This is a genomic window from Hydrogenophaga sp. YM1 (assembly GCF_016903055.1).
Classification (GTDB): Bacteria; Pseudomonadota; Gammaproteobacteria; order Burkholderiales; family Burkholderiaceae_C; genus Hydrogenophaga; species Hydrogenophaga borbori.
Genome location: NZ_CP070223.1, coordinates 2,629,804 through 2,644,666 on the forward strand (window position 1 = coordinate 2,629,804; position 14,863 = coordinate 2,644,666).

15 protein-coding genes and 1 pseudogene are annotated in these 14,863 nt (G+C 60.3%); 7 read left to right on the plus strand and 9 right to left on the minus strand.

Annotated features, from left to right (window positions below):
* Positions 1-63 precede the first annotated feature (63 nt).
* Complete coding sequence (locus JNX00_RS12315) at positions 64-1,302, minus strand: bifunctional 3,4-dihydroxy-2-butanone-4-phosphate synthase/GTP cyclohydrolase II (protein WP_204742468.1); 1,239 nt, start codon at positions 1,300-1,302, stop codon at positions 64-66.
* Positions 1,303-1,479: 177 nt separating this feature from the next.
* A complete protein-coding gene (locus JNX00_RS12320) occupies positions 1,480-2,376 on the minus strand; it encodes a LysR family transcriptional regulator (RefSeq protein WP_204742469.1) in 897 nt (298 codons plus the stop codon).
* A 103-nt stretch (positions 2,377-2,479) separates the two neighbouring features.
* Between JNX00_RS12320 and JNX00_RS12325 the strand changes: the two genes are divergently transcribed.
* The gene (locus JNX00_RS12325) at positions 2,480-3,649 is read left to right on the plus strand and encodes an acyl-CoA dehydrogenase family protein (RefSeq protein WP_204742470.1); all 1,170 of its coding nucleotides are present in this window, start codon (positions 2,480-2,482) and stop codon (positions 3,647-3,649) included.
* Positions 3,650-4,247: 598 nt separating this feature from the next.
* Here the strand turns inward: JNX00_RS12325 and JNX00_RS12330 are convergent.
* The gene (locus JNX00_RS12330; protein WP_204742471.1) at positions 4,248-5,222 is read right to left on the minus strand and encodes a tyrosine-type recombinase/integrase; all 975 of its coding nucleotides are present in this window, start codon (positions 5,220-5,222) and stop codon (positions 4,248-4,250) included.
* Between the two features lie 129 nt (positions 5,223-5,351).
* Between JNX00_RS12330 and JNX00_RS12335 the strand changes: the two genes are divergently transcribed.
* Complete coding sequence (locus JNX00_RS12335) at positions 5,352-6,407, plus strand: DNA-binding protein (protein WP_204742472.1); 1,056 nt, start codon at positions 5,352-5,354, stop codon at positions 6,405-6,407.
* A gap of 166 nt (positions 6,408-6,573) precedes the next feature.
* On the opposite strand, the gene JNX00_RS12340 is transcribed toward JNX00_RS12335, so the two are convergent.
* The 4 genes from JNX00_RS12340 to JNX00_RS12355 all read right to left on the minus strand — a co-directional run bounded on the left by JNX00_RS12340 (position 6,574) and on the right by JNX00_RS12355 (position 9,820).
* Positions 6,574-7,203: a hypothetical protein gene (locus JNX00_RS12340; protein WP_204742473.1), complete on the minus strand. Its 630-nt coding sequence runs from the start codon at positions 7,201-7,203 to the stop codon at positions 6,574-6,576.
* 56 nt (positions 7,204-7,259) lie between these two features.
* Positions 7,260-7,631: a hypothetical protein gene (locus JNX00_RS12345; protein WP_204742474.1), complete on the minus strand. Its 372-nt coding sequence runs from the start codon at positions 7,629-7,631 to the stop codon at positions 7,260-7,262.
* A 355-nt stretch (positions 7,632-7,986) separates the two neighbouring features.
* The gene (locus JNX00_RS12350) at positions 7,987-8,253 is read right to left on the minus strand and encodes a helix-turn-helix transcriptional regulator (protein WP_204742475.1); all 267 of its coding nucleotides are present in this window, start codon (positions 8,251-8,253) and stop codon (positions 7,987-7,989) included.
* 382 nt (positions 8,254-8,635) lie between these two features.
* The gene (locus JNX00_RS12355; protein ID WP_204742476.1) at positions 8,636-9,820 is read right to left on the minus strand and encodes a phospholipase D family protein; all 1,185 of its coding nucleotides are present in this window, start codon (positions 9,818-9,820) and stop codon (positions 8,636-8,638) included.
* Between the two features lie 683 nt (positions 9,821-10,503).
* Between JNX00_RS12355 and JNX00_RS12360 the strand changes: the two genes are divergently transcribed.
* Positions 10,504-10,662, plus strand: coding sequence for a hypothetical protein (locus JNX00_RS12360; RefSeq protein WP_204745116.1), 159 nt, complete (start codon positions 10,504-10,506; stop codon positions 10,660-10,662).
* On the opposite strand, the pseudogene JNX00_RS12365 reads toward JNX00_RS12360, so the two are convergent.
* Positions 10,659-10,847: pseudogene (locus JNX00_RS12365) on the minus strand (acyl-CoA dehydrogenase family protein); the annotation flags it as partial. The gene JNX00_RS12360 and the pseudogene JNX00_RS12365 sit on opposite strands and share 4 nt — an antisense overlap.
* 17 nt (positions 10,848-10,864) lie before the next feature.
* On the opposite strand from JNX00_RS12365, the gene JNX00_RS12370 reads away from it, so the two are divergent.
* Positions 10,865-12,235, plus strand: coding sequence for an AAA family ATPase (locus JNX00_RS12370; RefSeq protein WP_204742477.1), 1,371 nt, complete (start codon positions 10,865-10,867; stop codon positions 12,233-12,235).
* Positions 12,236-12,256: 21 nt separating this feature from the next.
* Positions 12,257-12,610 carry a hypothetical protein gene (locus JNX00_RS12375; protein ID WP_204742478.1) on the plus strand — a complete coding sequence of 118 codons (354 nt, stop codon included), beginning with the start codon at positions 12,257-12,259 and terminating at the stop codon, positions 12,608-12,610.
* Positions 12,611-12,686: 76 nt separating this feature from the next.
* Here JNX00_RS12375 and JNX00_RS12380 read toward each other — a convergent pair whose 3' ends face one another.
* Complete coding sequence (locus JNX00_RS12380; RefSeq protein WP_204742479.1) at positions 12,687-13,118, minus strand: hypothetical protein; 432 nt, start codon at positions 13,116-13,118, stop codon at positions 12,687-12,689.
* A 452-nt stretch (positions 13,119-13,570) separates the two neighbouring features.
* Between JNX00_RS12380 and JNX00_RS12385 the strand changes: the two genes are divergently transcribed.
* Together JNX00_RS12385 and JNX00_RS12390 are read left to right on the plus strand one after the other, a co-directional pair.
* Positions 13,571-14,029, plus strand: a complete 459-nt coding sequence (locus tag JNX00_RS12385) for a type III secretion system chaperone (RefSeq protein WP_204742480.1) — start codon at positions 13,571-13,573, stop codon at positions 14,027-14,029.
* A gap of 29 nt (positions 14,030-14,058) precedes the next feature.
* Positions 14,059-14,805, plus strand: a complete 747-nt coding sequence (locus JNX00_RS12390) for a hypothetical protein (protein ID WP_204742481.1) — start codon at positions 14,059-14,061, stop codon at positions 14,803-14,805.
* Positions 14,806-14,863 lie beyond the last annotated feature (58 nt).

The following is a 14,863-nucleotide window of genomic DNA, read 5'->3' on the forward strand; positions in this document are numbered from 1 at the left end:
TCTGCTCCTTTCGGGCGATGACCGATCAACTGAGTGTTGGGGCCTGATGCCTGGCCGCAGGCGTCAGAACAGGGAGAGCGGTGCTTCCTCGTCTGGGGCTGTCGGGTCCAGGTGGTGACCCATGTGGTCCCGCTTGAACCGCAGGTAGGCGGCGTTGTCCGGTTGCGATGGCGTGATCAAGGGCACGCGTTCGACGATGGCCAGCCCGTGGTCGGTGATGCCGGTGTACTTGCGCGGGTTGTTGGTCATCAGGCGCAAGCGACGCACGCCCAGGTCTGCGAGGATCTGAGCGCCGACGGTGTAGTCGCGGCTGTCCACCGGCAGGCCCAGCTGCCGGTTAGCTTCAGCGGTATCGGCGCCGAGGTCCTGCAATGCGTAGGCGCGCAGCTTGTGCGTGAGGCCGATGCCGCGCCCCTCCTGCCCCCGCAGGTAGATCACCACACCCGCACCCTCGGCGGCGATGCGTTCGAGCGCGAGGTCGAGCTGGGGCTTGCAGTCGCAGCGCAGGGAGCCGAACACCTCGCTGGTCAGGCATTCGGAGTGCACGCGAACCAGCGGGGCAGGCGATTGCGCAAGATCGCCCAGCGTCAGCGCCACGTGCTCGATGCCCGACTGCGTGTCGACGTAGGCATGAACCTGGAAGCGTCCCCATCGCGTGGGCAGTTCGGCGCTTGACTGGCGCTGAACGAGCTTTTCCGTGCGCTTGCGGTACTGGATCAGGTCCTTGATCGTGATCAGCGGGAGGCCGTGTGCCTGCGCGAAGGCGCTGAGCGCAGGGCGCCTGGCCATGCTCCCGTCGTCGTTCACGATTTCGGCTAACACGCCTGCGGGGTGCAAACCGGCCAGTCTGGCCAGGTCCACCGAGGCCTCGGTGTGGCCCGCTCGATGCAGCACACCGCCGGCCACGGCGCGCAAGGGAAAGACATGGCCCGGGCGTGTGAAGGCGCCGGCTCCGAGTGCCGGGTCGGCAAGGGCTCGGATGGTGGCGGCACGCTCTTGCGCCGAGATCCCAGTGGTTGAGCCTTCCCTGAGGTCCACTGACACGGTGAAGGCCGTTCGGCGCGGGTCGCTGGAGTCGACGACCATCAGCGGAAGCTGCAATTCGCGGGTGCGTTCTTCCGTGATCGCGACACAGAGGACGCCACTGGTCCAGCGCACCATGAATGCGATCGACTCGGGGGTGGCTTTCTCCGCGGCGACGATGAGGTCGCCCTCGTTCTCCCGGTCCTCGTCGTCCACCACCACCACCGGAATACCGGCCTGCATGGCGATGAGCGCCCGCTCGATGGAATCTGCCTTCATGTTGTCTCCTGTTGCCTGCGGCCCGGCGGGAGCCGGGTGCCGCAAGGGCGTTTTCCTGATGCATCGCGAAATGCGTGCCAGGCGCCAAGGAGAGGGAGAAGCCCGCGGATCGACCCGAAAATGTGTTGCAGGACCGACCAGAACTGTCGCAACACATGCATTTGCGACAGTTCTGATTCACCTCGACCAGGCGCGTGCCTTCTGCACGATGAAGTCGATGAGCGTGCGGGTGGCCATGGTCTGGTAGCGGTTCGGCATGCGCAGCAGGAACATGCGTGTGCCGAAGATGCTGAGCCGCCACTCGTTCAGTGTGGTGAGCACGCGCCCGGCCGCCACGTCCGGGCCAACCACGTAGTCCGGGACCAGCCCCGTACCCAACCCCGCGAGGATGGCCTCGCGCAGGAACTGGAAGTTCTCCGAGGCCAGGGTCGGGCGCAGCGTCAGCTCCTGCCGCATCTCACCCTGATAGGCGGAGACGCGCAGTTCCCGCCCTGCGACGGCGGAGGTGATCAGGGGGCAGCGTGCAAGGTCTTCCAGGGCCGATGGCAGGGGGTGTGTACGGGCGTGATCGGCCGATGCACAGACGACGTAGCGCACGCTGGCCAGTTCGGTGGCGACCATTTGCTGTGGCGGATCGGACATGACCCGCACGGCCACATCGACCTCGTCGCGCAGCAGGTCATCGACACGGTTGTCGAACAAAACGTCGAGCGCGATGTCCGGGTACTGTTGCTTGAACTCGATCAACCAGCCCGACATCACCATGTGCCCGAAGCCGGTGGGCAGGCTCAGCCGCACTTGTCCGTGGGGCGACTTGCCCAGCATGGCCACCGACTCGCGCGCGGCGGCCACTTCATCCCGGATCACACGCCCATGCCGATACAGGCGTTGCCCGGCTTCCGTGAGTTCGACCCGGCGAGTGGTGCGCCGCATCAGCTGAAGCCCGACCGAGCGTTCCAGTTGACTCAGGTGGTAGCTGATGTTGGCGCGGCTCATCTTCAGGTGGCGAGCAGCCAGGCTGAGGTTGCCCGCTTCGACGATGTCCACAAAGAGCACCAGCGCGTTGGAATCCATGGCTTTTATTCGTCGATTTGATTTGACGGTGTGTTCACGACCTTTGTGATTGTCAAGCCTGATCGATCATTCAACAATGCAGCCCACTTTGCAGGAGAAGCCCATGCCGCTCGACGAGGAAACCTTTCAATTGCTCAAGGACAGTGTTCAGCGCTTCGTGCGCGAGCGGCTCATGCCCGCCGAAGACCACGTGGAGGAGCACGACGAGGTGCCGGCCGAGATCGTGGCCGACATGAAGGAGCTGGGCTTGTTCGGGCTGTCGATCCCGGAGGCCTATGGCGGCATCGGGCTGAGCATGGCGCAGGAATGCGAGGTGGCCTACGAGCTGGGCCAAACCGCGCTCGCATTTCGCTCGGTTGTCGGCACCAACATCGGCATCGGTTCACAGGGCATCCTCATGGACGGCACCGATGCGCAGAAAGCCGAATACCTGCCCCGCATCGCCAGTGGCGACCTGATCGTCTCCTTCGCCCTGACCGAGCCGGATGCAGGCTCGGACCCCGCCTCGCTCAAGACCCGCGGCGTTCGCGAGGGCGACGACTATGTGATCAGCGGCACGAAGCGCTTCATCACCAACGCGCCGCGTGCGGGTGCGTTCACGCTGATGGCCCGCACCGAGGGCCCTGGAGCCGGAGGCATCTCCGCCTTCATCGTGCCGGCGGGTCTGCCGGGCCTGTCGCTGGGAAAGGCTGACAAGAAGATGGGGCAACGCGGTACCAAGACCTGCGATGTGAACCTGGACAAGGTGCGTGTGCCTGCTGCCAACATCATCGGCGGTGAGCCTGGCAAGGGGTTCAAGACCGCCATGAAGGTGCTCGATCGCGGCCGCCTGCACATGTCGGCACTGGCCTGCGGCATGGCCAGCCGCATCCTGCGCGAGAGCGTGTCCTACGCGCAGCAACGCAAGCAATTCGGCCAGCGCATCGGGGACTTCCAGCTCGTACAGGCCATGCTGGCCGACAGCCAGGCCGAGTTGCTGGCCAGCTGGTCCCTGGTGCAATCCGTGGCAAGGCGCTATGACGCCAAGCCGTCGGGCGCGGCCGATCCCGAAGTGAGCATGCAGGCCTCATGCGCCAAGCTGTTCAGCACCGAAAGCCGTGCATCTCCTCCAGCGAAAGCACCTTGGGTAGCAACAGGCGCAAGTCGTGCAGCAGCACGTTCGAGGCTGGCAGTTCGTCGAAACGGAATCTCAACTGTCGCGACACTCTTGCCAGCGCGCCCGCACGCAAGTTTGATGGGGACTCGGGGTCGACTGCCATCGCCAAGAGGATGAACAAGGCGTCACTCGAAGTGACATCGCATGTGAAGTCAAAGGCTGCGTGCGTGGCACCCTTGTCGCGTGCCCACTGAGTGAGCCAAGCGAGTCGCTCCGCTGAAGGAGTCGGGCTGAGAACCAGATCGCTGGATTCCATGTTGCTCTCCGCAAGTGAAGTTGCGGTTCAAGCTGCGGGCCACGCGGCAGGGTTGGCAGCTGTCGGAGAGCAACGGAAATGGGCCTGGCGGCCCGCCGAATCAGTAGTTTTTTCAAGGCAGGCTCTGCCGTCAAGCCCCCCCCTCGCTCGCGGATATCACATACGCAAACATGAGAACGGTGCATGAAATTCTTGGTGTGGTCTAAGCCCTTGAAAATCCGCCACTTTGTGTTCAACGTCGCGTGGTGCGCCGTTCGTCGGATCAATGACTCAACGAACAGCGCCGAAACTGCGGTCGTCGAAAGCGAAAGAAGCGTTTGCAGCGGGAGCTGCCCGTCGATCTTCTCCGCTGAACGTACGCTGTGGGCCGCGTTGTGGTCATTCGTTAAGAAGACGACTAGGTCGACCGACTGCCAAATACTGGGTGGCGCCTAGACTGCTGCAACCGGTCAGCGGCGGTCACGAGGGAGCAAGCCAAGCAGATACCTGCTGCAGGACGGCCTCTGTCACGAAACCCGAGCGCAATGAGTGAGCGGAGTAGGTTCCCTCGATGCCCGCAAGTCGGCAGCGCTTGTTCACGATGTCGCGCACCGAAGCGGCGGACAGCGCTGCACCCAGATTGTTCCCCTTGAGCACCCTGCGAAAGAGGGCGCCTTCGCGAATCTGGCTCTCAGCAAGCCAGTCTTGCAGCGCCGCGCCGGCAGCCCCCAGCACCGGCTTGTGGTTCTCGGGTCGATCGGCGCCACTCTGGTTCGTCTTGGAATGCACGAGCTCGTAAGAAAACTCCCCCGGCCTGAGCTTCTTCAAGAACTTCATGTCGGCAGCCGCGACCTCCGAGCGCCGCCGCCCGCCACTGGCCCAGGCGAAGAGGAGGAGGGCGCGATCGCGTTTGCCGCGCAGAGAGTCGTCGCAGGTGGCCAGGATCAGTTTCAGCGGATCCTTGGTCAGCGCGTCCTTCTTTTGCGGTAGCTCGCCACGCTTGGCATAGGCCTTACGCGTGCGCGAGAGCAACTCGCGCACCTTGGGGTCGCGACACGGGTTTTTCAGTTCCTTGACCTGGTGGGCTTTTGACAGCACCGCCACACGATGCACCAGCGTGTTGTTGGCCAACGGGCCGACTTTTCCCTTGAAGCCGGCGTTCACGAGTGCCTGGTCGATCTCGGGCGGCAGCTCATGCACCAAGCCCTTGGGGCCGATGCGCTGGGCGTGGTCGACGATGAACTGCAGCACACATGCCGCAGGCAGCGGCAAGGCCATGGGTTGGCCGTAGCGCATCGCATACCACGCAGCCCAGTAACGCAGCGCGCCCTGGTAGCTGCGCTGGGTGTTGGCGGACTCGCCCTCGCGCATGAGGTCGGCGACTGCCTGCTCGGCGACAGCGCTCAGCTCGTGCGGCGCCAGGGCAGGGGTCTTGAGGAGGGCGGGCAGCGTCATGTTGTGCTCAGGCCTCGATAGTGAGATATTTGTTATGTACTACATACGAGAACATACAAAATCACTCAATACGTCACGATAACATTCTTTTATCGTGGGTAATTTAAACCCTGGAGCAGGGCGGTGCAAATGAAAAGTTCGAGCGTCAACGAAGACGAAATCCGCCCGCGACGCGGTGTACAGCGCGAAGACGTCTGGGCCGCGGCCGACGCTGTGCTGCTCGCGGGAGAAAAACCCACGATTGAGCGCGTGCGCCAGCATCTTGGCAGCGGCTCGCCAAATACCGTCGGCCCGCTGCTGGAGCAGTGGTTCAAGCACCTAGGGCGGCGTATTCAGGACCCTGGCTCCTTCGCGGCCCCTGCCGGCGTGCCCGAACCGGTGCTGCAGGCTGCCCAGCACTTCTGGGAGACCGCCCTCGCGCACACGAGGGGGGACTTCGAGGATCGCCTGCGCCAAGGCCTGGCGGACGCCGTGGCCAATGTGGAGGCCGAGAAGGAGCGTGCAGAAATCGCGGGTGCGGCCGCCTTCGAAGCGACCGCCAAAGCGGGTCGGCTGCAGAACGAGCTGAACGAACAGCAGCAGCTGCTTCGCCTAGCGCATGAAGAACTGGCGGCCGAGCGAGCTCGACTACAGGAACTTCGAGCTGCCCTCACCCTTGAAAAGGAGCGGTTGATCGATGAGCGCCGGAATGCTGCCGGCCATTTGGAGGATCTCAAGAAGCAGGTGGCCGCGGCGAACGAGCGGGCCGACGCTGCAGACCGGCGCGTCGCTATGGAACTCGAGCGAGAACGCATTGCGCGAGCCAAAGCCGAACGGCAGATCGACATGCTTCTTAAAGCCGCAGAGGCCGCCAGAGACGCGGAGGGAGCGGCTCAGAAGAGTGCGCGACAGCAGCAGGAGGTGGCACGTCAGCGAGAAGAAACCTTGCTGACCCGCTTGGCGTTGGCTGAAGCGGAGCTGGTAGCACACCAAAGGCTTTCCGATCTGCGATCACAGGACGTAAATAAGACCGCCGAATTGACCGCCACATTGACAGAAGTTCTCGCATTGCGCGAGTCGGTGGAGCGACTCGCTTATAGTTTTCAAGCTAACGACTCGAAAGTGTCGAAAGGGCGAAAAAATGTGGTTACGCCGGTACCCCGTCCGCGCTCTCCGAAGAATCTCGTCCCACAGAAGTCAAGTTAGCAGCGGTTGCGGAAGTTCAATGTTCACGCTTAGGCGTCCATTACCACCGAGAAATCGGCCTCTCGCGAGCTAACTCCACGCTGAGGTGTCCAGAGCATCTGGTGCTCTAGATGTGACCTGTCCGTCAACGACCTTTCCATTTTGATCGGGTACTGATTGCATGAAATCAGCGTGTGTCCTCTAAGTACTGACCGAACTTCGCAAGCAGATCTGCAACCTGTGAATCAGGAGGAGGCGATCTGTCGAAAGCCACCGATTGGTGCCGATGCGCGCTAACAACGCGCGGAACAACTGGGCTGGTGTCGTCAGCCAAGGTGGCTAACACGGTCAAGGCTTGCTCCGAGACAAGTTCACTTGAATGCAAAACGCCTGCATCCAAGGAGTAGATCGTTCCGGGTGACTCCTCGGTGTCTGCGCAAACCTTCAGGCCTACTCCCTCTCGGATCAATTTCATTGAAGACTCAGACCCGTTGTAGAAAACTTCGTATATCGAGTATTCACCCCTAGCACTTGGCGTCTCGTCAATGCGGTACACGCGATTCCTCAGCGAGCCCTCCAAAAGAAGGCTGGAAAAGGAAAACACATGGTCGTGAATCTCCCACCCTGGCTCTTGTGCCCACTCGAACGCCTTGCTCCACAGATGAAGACGCAGCGAGCGTCCTTCGCCCAATGCCCATTTGCACGCAAAGAACCCGAGCGGATGCCGTTGAGCAATCGCTGTGGGGTAAGAATCTTGTGATCGCCGTTCTGCTTCCGTACGCATTAGCTGTACCACGTCGGCGCGCACGTCATTCAAAGAACTCTTCGTCCGCACAGCGGAGAAGATTCTCTCTAGGATCAGTTGGTATGTCATCAATAGGGACGTTTTGGCCGGCCAATCAGCTTCGCTGCTTTCGATACAACGGCCGAATTTGCCGCCAAAGGCTTCAGATGCTGGGCGAAGCGCAGCAGGGCATGAAGCGAACTCTCGAGCTCGACGTACGAGCCCGTCGGGTGTGCAAGATTCAGGTTGCGCAGACCATCCCGCGATGCGGTGAAATCAAACGCCTCGCTCTGGCCCTTCTGCGCGTCGGCTTCCTTCTGGTACCAACCATAGAAGTGACCACGTGCAGAGAATGCGACAGCAGCTTCCGCCGCAGACTCCTGAGTGAGGACCGCCTCTTGATCGGAGATGTCGGCCCTGAATGGCGTGAAAGAACGTCGAAGACATATGGAAATGTTCATGCCGGGATGCGGTGGTTTCGGCTCTGGGGTAGGTCGTTGCTAGTTTGACGCATTGAGGGTCGATCGATTCAAGTTTGGAAATTCGTCTGATACAGGTAGTCAGCATCAGGCAGTCACCGGATACCTCCGGATAGCATGTTAGGCTACCGATGAGCTCCGCGTGCCCGCTCCATTGGACAAGGAGCGCGGCCATTCTGAACGAAAGCGTTTTGACGGAAAGGTCCGCTCAACTGGGCCGCAGCAGTCATTCGTCTAGTCGCGGCCGAAAGGCAGCACCCAGTCTGAAGCGGGTGCCATGCACGCCTTGCAATAAAGCGGCAGAGGTCATGCAGCGCGAGCAGTTCGCGCCGCCAGGTCAGTTGGCCTCGATCACTTTCCAAGCTTCGCGCTTGCCCATACTCATAGCCGCAAAGTAGCGCTCGAGCATCGAGGCGCGCGGGGTAACCTGACCGGATTCCCATTTCCACAGGCTGAGGGAGGAGATGCCAAGCAGCCGCGCCATCTGCGCCTGACTCATCCCCAGCGCCAGGCGCTTCGCCTTGAGACGATCTGCATTGAAGCTTCGCTTACGCCCCGGGCGCTCCATGTCCATCTGCTCGACAACGGCCGGGGCGGCGCGCATCACCGCCTTCTGTGCCGAGCGTAGAGGATGTTAAGCCGCTGGAACGGCTTGACGTTCTTGCCACTGTCTCGGACGGTCTTCCTCCATTCCAAACCCCGAAAGCTGCCAAAGCTGGCTATGTCGATCTGAGTAATCACCGATCCCATCCCTCTATAGTCGCCTTGCGGCTGTTTGCATCTAAACGTTGATTTAGTCTACAAAAGATGCACAAGGGGGACTAGCCCTAAAAGTCAACAGAACTGGCAGCAGCCCGGACCCTCCAAATCGACCCTGACACGTCTGCCGGGGGGCATGTCGCTAATCCGCCACTTTACGGTTATTCGCGTTCTGTCTGCGGAGGGTCAGCAAACGCTTCAAAGCTATCGGTGGGGTTGTCCCATAGTCAGCCCACGTCGAAGAAGATGGCATCTAGCATGGCGGCTCGTGCCTGCCACACGGCATTCTCGGTCGCATGGGTAGGCTCAGGCGATTGCCACCACGGAGCATCCATCAGTCGACGGACAACCTCTTCCCAGTACCGTTCATAGTCGAGCCCAGCCTTAACCATGCCGACATCCCTTGCCAGCTTGTCTAAGTTCTTGGAGTCCACACAAAGGAAAACATCAGGTCGCTTCATGGATAGAAGGCGTGTCGCAGTCGCTAGGCCATCGCGACCTTCGGGATATGCCTTCCTATACTCGGTGATGTAGCGGTCGTAGTGTTCCTTGCGAACCTCCCCCATGCGAGGAATCTCATCAAGGGCAAGAGAGAAGGCTTCGTGCCCCTTGTTGATGAGACTGTAGAACTTGCCGGCTCCCGTCATGCTGCCAAACCATTTCGAATTCGGAATCGTCTCGCTATCCAACCCTGCAATTCCACGTCGGGCATCAAAGGGGATGTCGTTGAAGGTCTCATACCGGTCGAACTGCTCTCGCACAGCCTTGAGCATGGCAAGCCGCTCTTTGAAACCGTGTGTCTTATCCTTCTTCACCTCGGCAAAGTAGCTGGCCCAGTCCATCGGCATGACAGTGGATTGGATAGCCGGTTTGCTGCTCTTCTTTTCGCCGAAGATGTCGGCAACCCTCTTCAAATCACGAGTCTTGAGCTTCCACAGGATTCGGTAGTTTTCGGCATCTTGTCGTTTGATGGTTTCAGCCTCGGCCCAATAGCTAGCGATGACATCAGCGACTTCAGACTTCAGCTCAGGCTGATGATCGTCGCTGGTGATGAGAACAGACAACTCAGAGTTCTTTGTAAGTGCCCCAACCGTCAGGTTAGGACTGCCAACGATGACTTCCCATGCTTCCTTGCTCCAGAAGAGGTACACCTTAGGGTGAAACACCCCATCAGGTTGCAGCATGAACTTGACCGACTTCGAGCCAACGAATTGGTCTAGGACATCAGGGTCAGTTTGGTAGAAGTGGGTGCCGATAACGGCCTGAGCGATGCGGTTTTTGTGCTGGATCAAGGCCTCAAAGACATCTGTCTTGGCTGATGCCCAAGCAGTTGCAATGGCCATGTGCGGGTACTTCTTGATTAGCCGCTTGAGCTGTTTGTCCAGATCCCTACTGGTGTTGATGAGCTTCATGCTCCTCCCTTTCATTGTTGTGACGAGCAGAGTCCTAGGCGGAACGTGAATGCCCAGTGGAAAGACAGGCATGCATGAAGCAGTCGCAATAGTCGGCTCGTGGCTGATTGCGGAAGTCTAGTCATGACGTCCTCGACTGCAAGTGATCGACCAAGCTAGCAATTCTTGAACGTCCGCAAAGTGGTGAAGAACACACGTCCGGCGGTTGCGGTCGTACGACCGCAACCGCTGCATAAGAATGCTTCTTCAAACGCTTCAGCACCGCGGCCGTAACCTGATGTGTACGCGAGTTCAAGGAGACACATAGATCGCCGCTAACTGACTACATACCTTGATTCATTACTGAACAGGAAACCATCAAGCTTTCAGCGCAGGACGTGTCTTTCCTCTCGCTGAGTTGCTTCGCCCGTTGCAGGTAGTGCATACCTCTGCCCGAAACCATGGCTATGACGGGACACCGAAGCATCTCCAGTGTGCTCGGGTATTCCCGCCGATTGCCGAGTCGGTCTTTCAAGGGGGCGGCCTTAGCCGACGATTGACATGGCCGGGAAACCTCGTCGGCGCGCGAGGTGTCCTTCTTTCGCGCTACTCATCTCGGCCCCCGCAGCACCCGGTTTGTGCGAGCGCTATTCGTCGCCCGGTACAGCCAACGTTACCTTCTCGAGCAGCTCCACCAACATGGCTTGCTCGGCCTTGGACAGACGTCGAAGCCAACCCTGGTCCATGTCCTCGCCAGCAGCCATAGCCTGAGCGATCTGCGCCTGGTTGCCGAACTGCCGCGCAGTGCAATCGGCAAGGTGCTCAAGCGCGAGTTGCGCGAGCGCTACCTGGGCAGCTCCTAGTCCGCCTTCATCAAGTGCTTGCCGATCACGAGTTGCTGGATCTGCGTCGTGCCTTCGTAGAGCCGCAGCAGGCGCACGTCGCGGTAGAAGCGCTCTACCTTGTAGTCGTTGATGTAGCCGGAGCCGCCATGGATCTGCACACCCCGGTCCGCGACCCTACCAACCATTCCTGCACGTTGCGTACAGCCTTCACAACATCCGGGTGCTGTACCGAGAGCCCCTGGACCCTACAAAGCCCAACTTCGAGCTGACGGAGCAGGGCAAGACCGTGGCGGCAGGTCATCCCCTTGAGTTCGCGACCGATTTGCTCGGTCAAGCCAATGCCTACCTGGAGCGACTGCCCCAGAGCGATTTCGAAGCGATGAGTCTTCAGACTCGCAGGCAAGCCGGTGAGCTTCTCCTGACCCACTACCTTCACGGCAGCTCGAAAGCCCCTTCCTGGCCCAACAAGAAGCGATGGCAGCAGATCGTGACCAAGGGCTGGCGCGTTTGGGCGCATTTGAAACCTCACGGGTTCGTCGCGACGGGCGACGGTGCAGCATGTTCAAACACGCTGAGTGGGAGCAGTCTTCAGATCGTGTGTGAGCGGTTGAGGGGGGAAAGCGAGGAGCAGGGCCAGAAGGTGGCATGCAGGGCCGACAGTGAGCCGGCTCTTGCTTCCTCCAGGGACACAGCAACCGCGCTTGGCGAGATGCTCGTGGTGATCGCCGGCGCTATCCCCCCAGCAAAGGACGCCGAGGACAACGCGACGATCAAGCGCTTTAGCGAGCTGCAGGGCCCGCTGGGCGTAGTGCTGCTGCCCGAGCTGTCCATGCTCATGGTCATCAAGGATCGGCTCTGCGGCGAGTTCCCCTGGGCCGTGGGTGCCATCGAGGAGATCTTCAGTGGTCTCCTACTGAAGCGCCGGTGCGGCGTTCTGCGTTGTCAGCTGCCCCCCACCTTGATCGCCGGACGGCCTGGCGTGGGCAAGACCCGCTTTGCCCGGCGCCTAGCAGAGGAGCTGAGCCTGCCGTTTCGGGCCATCGGCGTAGGCGGCATGAACGATTCGTTTGCCCTGCTGGGGACCAGCCGCGGCTGGAGCACCGGACACCCTTCGCCGCTGCTCGATCTGCTTGCGAAATCGCGCAGCCCGTCCGCCCTGGTGCTGCTGGATGAGGTGGAAAAGGCTTCGGATCGGGTTGCCAACAGCACATCGGTCACCAGCGCTTTGCTCGGATTGCTTGAGCCGCAGTCGGCCAGGCGCTGGTACGACACCTTCCTGCAAACCGAGTGCGATCTTTCCGCGATGAGCTTCATCCTCACCGCGAACGCGCTGCAGTCGCTCCCCACGCCGTTCCTGTCGCGCTGTCAACTGGTGATGTTCGACGAGCCCCGGCGCGAGCACATCGAAGCGGTGGTGCCGCACGCCCTGGCCGATTTGGCCAGGGACTGGGGGCTGCCTGGGGATGTCTTTGTCGGCTACGAGTCGATCGCGCGATCGTTGCCAGTTCGCAGCATGCGCGAGCTCAAGGCCGCGCTGACCTACCGGCTCAAGTCAGAGCTGATCACAGGCCCAGCCCGTTGGCTCCACTGAACTCTTAACAGGAGAACAATCATGACGACTGCCAAGGTTCAATCGATCCCGGCAGATTTTCCACGACAAGGTTCGCTGAGTGCGGTCGCTGGTGCGCAGCCCAAGCTGCTGGCCAGAAAGATCGACGGAAAATTCGTTGCTGGTCTGACGCAAGAAGAACTCCACGCGCGCCACGACAATTGCGCGGACTTGGTCGAGCAACTGACCGCGTACACCCGGCGCAAGCTGGCCGCGATGCCAGACACGACGCTGGACGATCTGTTGCCGCGTGTCCGCAAGGGCGCGGAGAACAAGGGGTGGGACGTCTCGAGCCTGGAGATGGATTGGATCTTTAGCAACGTGGCTGACAGGCTGAGGAAGCAGGGCAGTGAATGACGAACTTCATTCACCGAGCGCTGGCCGCTTCTCTCGGTTCCTCGGAAGAAGCGGATTCCCCGCTCATGTCCTGCGTTTACTGCTGGAGTCGCCAAAGCTCTTCCTGCACCAGATCGAGAAGGACTTCATCGCGATCGTTCTTGGTCAATTCTGCGACCTCGGCAGCGTGATGACCCAAGAGACACTCCGCGGCGGTCATGCCACCCAGAGCCGTTTGGGCCGTGCGCAGGAAATTCCAACGATCCAGATCGGAGTACCCGTTCGTCTGGAAAGTGGCGCGCAGCACGCCGAACATCTTTAGATCGAGTGATGCGTAGAACTGAAAGGCCGGGTACTGAGCAACTCTTTCGAGGCCAGATTTGATGCTCATGGGCTGAGCAAATACCGAGTCGCTCAAAGACGAAGCAGAGGCCCGTGAGAGCCGCAGCTCATATTCGGCTTTGGTCAGCAGGCGGTGGCAGAGCGATAGCGCTTCTGCATCCGTTTTCGGTGTCGGAGCTTCGTCCATAGTTAACTCATACCACGCCGTTTCAAGTTGACCAATGGTCAGTGGTGCTCGCGGATTGAGGTCACACCATGCGTCGGCGCGTTGGCGGGGAGTAGCTTGACCCGCATCGGACTTCAGGCTTCAATTGAATGAGTCCAAGTGGCGCATCTTGGAACGTGATCTGGCGACGTCGCAACGTGCGACACAAAAGTCCAACTAGGCTCGCCAACCAAATAGTTGGGCTTTTGTGTCGCAGTTTTTGAGTGTTTGCGGTGTGTTTTTCCGTCGGCTCACTGCCGTCGCGCAGATGGGGCGTTTTGCCAGGCCTCGGCCAATTCGGCTTGCGTATCCTTTTATTAACATAATATACATCGTGGAATCTAAAGATGGAACCGCGCTCATGGCTTCATCACAGAACGCCCAACGGTTCACCCGCGCCAGGGCTGGCCGCCGAACCTTGGAAAGGACATCGAATGGACGTCGACATCATCGAAGACTGTCTTCAGCGGGCCGCCGCGCTGTCCACGGTCTGGGCCGTGGTGCGCGAACAGGATGAGGACGCCTGGATCGTCGTGCTGGAAGACGAATCCCTGCTGGACGTCGAGCACGACGCCGAGAGCGGCCGCTTGATGCTGCGCACGGAACTGGGCCAGATCAACCAGGCCGACACCCGGGCCGTCTTCAACGACTTGCTCGTCCGCTGTGCCTCGGCTTTTGAGCTGCCGCGGATCGGCATGGGCCCGGAGCACCGGTACGAATTGCTGGCGTCTTGGCCGATCGATCCGATGCAGATTGATGGGCTGACGGCGCTGCTCAATCGCGTCACCACACAGGCCCGGGCTTGGCGAGACATCGTGGCTCGGCCTTTGAACCTGGACGGCTCACCGCTGACCTGCGCTCAACCCCTGGATACGCTGGCCCTGAAGGCCTGAGTCCTTGCCATCGATTGGACCGATACATCATGTCCTGGAACAAAACATCCATTGCGTCGACGGCCTCGCTGAATCAAATCGCACAGACATTCAGCCTGAAGAAAAACTTGGCCGGATCTCATCACCTGCGAGCAAAAACGGACGGACAGGGCAATACCGTTATTTACCAAAAGCATTTTTCTACCACCAAGTTTCTAGCGATCTTGGGCAGCGCGGACGCCAAAGCAACCATTCGCAAACAACGCCAATTGGCCAACCACCTTCTTTCGGAGAAGGTGGGTAAAGAATACGGCAGCGGCACGGTGGACCACATTCAACTGCGGGGCCACGCTCCTCTGCGGGGCTATCAGGTGGAGGCCATGCAAGCGCATGCGGCCGTGGCGGCTGCCGTCGATCAGATGGAACTGCCGCAGCGCAATGCCGACAAGGACTTCATCGATCGCGTGTGCGAAATGGCGCGAGACCATGTCTATCAGCTCCCGCCCGAAGCAAGCGCCGGACGGCGCATCTCTGAGGCCAAGCTATTCATCATTCGGACCATCGTCGAAGATGGATTGAGTTTTCACTTCCGACATCAGCCAGAGACGCTCGAGAAAAAGCTGTCCGAGCTGAACAGTCTTTGCAGATCATTGCAATACTCGCCTTTTGCCCAAAGCCTGGATCTGACCGTGGTGGCAGGACTTTCGTCCCTGCTCAAGAGCGATGAAAACCCGGTCATTCACCATCTCGAGACGCACATCGCGAATGCCAGGCAAGGGCGTGGCGCAAGGAGTTGATTGAGCGAGCGCCCCTCCCCCATCACCATGAAAAAAGCCCAGTCCGTGGACTGGGCTT

Excerpts from the sequence above, each read along its gene's own strand:
- JNX00_RS12325 (WP_204742470.1), top strand. The coding sequence starts at position 2,480 with ATGCCGCTCGACGAGGAAACCTTTCAATTGCTCAAGGACAGTGTTCAG.
- JNX00_RS12330 (WP_204742471.1), bottom strand. The coding sequence starts at position 5,222 with ATGACGCTGCCCGCCCTCCTCAAGACCCCTGCCCTGGCGCCGCACGAG.
- JNX00_RS12390 (WP_204742481.1), top strand. The coding sequence starts at position 14,059 with ATGTCCTGGAACAAAACATCCATTGCGTCGACGGCCTCGCTGAATCAA.
- JNX00_RS12385 (WP_204742480.1), top strand. The coding sequence starts at position 13,571 with ATGGACGTCGACATCATCGAAGACTGTCTTCAGCGGGCCGCCGCGCTG.
- JNX00_RS12350 (WP_204742475.1), bottom strand. The coding sequence starts at position 8,253 with ATGCGCGCCGCCCCGGCCGTTGTCGAGCAGATGGACATGGAGCGCCCG.
- JNX00_RS12375 (WP_204742478.1), top strand. The coding sequence starts at position 12,257 with ATGACGACTGCCAAGGTTCAATCGATCCCGGCAGATTTTCCACGACAA.
- JNX00_RS12355 (WP_204742476.1), bottom strand. The coding sequence starts at position 9,820 with ATGAAGCTCATCAACACCAGTAGGGATCTGGACAAACAGCTCAAGCGG.
- JNX00_RS12335 (WP_204742472.1), top strand. The coding sequence starts at position 5,352 with ATGAAAAGTTCGAGCGTCAACGAAGACGAAATCCGCCCGCGACGCGGT.
- JNX00_RS12380 (WP_204742479.1), bottom strand. The coding sequence starts at position 13,118 with ATGGACGAAGCTCCGACACCGAAAACGGATGCAGAAGCGCTATCGCTC.
- JNX00_RS12320 (WP_204742469.1), bottom strand. The coding sequence starts at position 2,376 with ATGGATTCCAACGCGCTGGTGCTCTTTGTGGACATCGTCGAAGCGGGC.
- JNX00_RS12315 (WP_204742468.1), bottom strand. The coding sequence starts at position 1,302 with ATGAAGGCAGATTCCATCGAGCGGGCGCTCATCGCCATGCAGGCCGGT.
- JNX00_RS12345 (WP_204742474.1), bottom strand. The coding sequence starts at position 7,631 with ATGAACATTTCCATATGTCTTCGACGTTCTTTCACGCCATTCAGGGCC.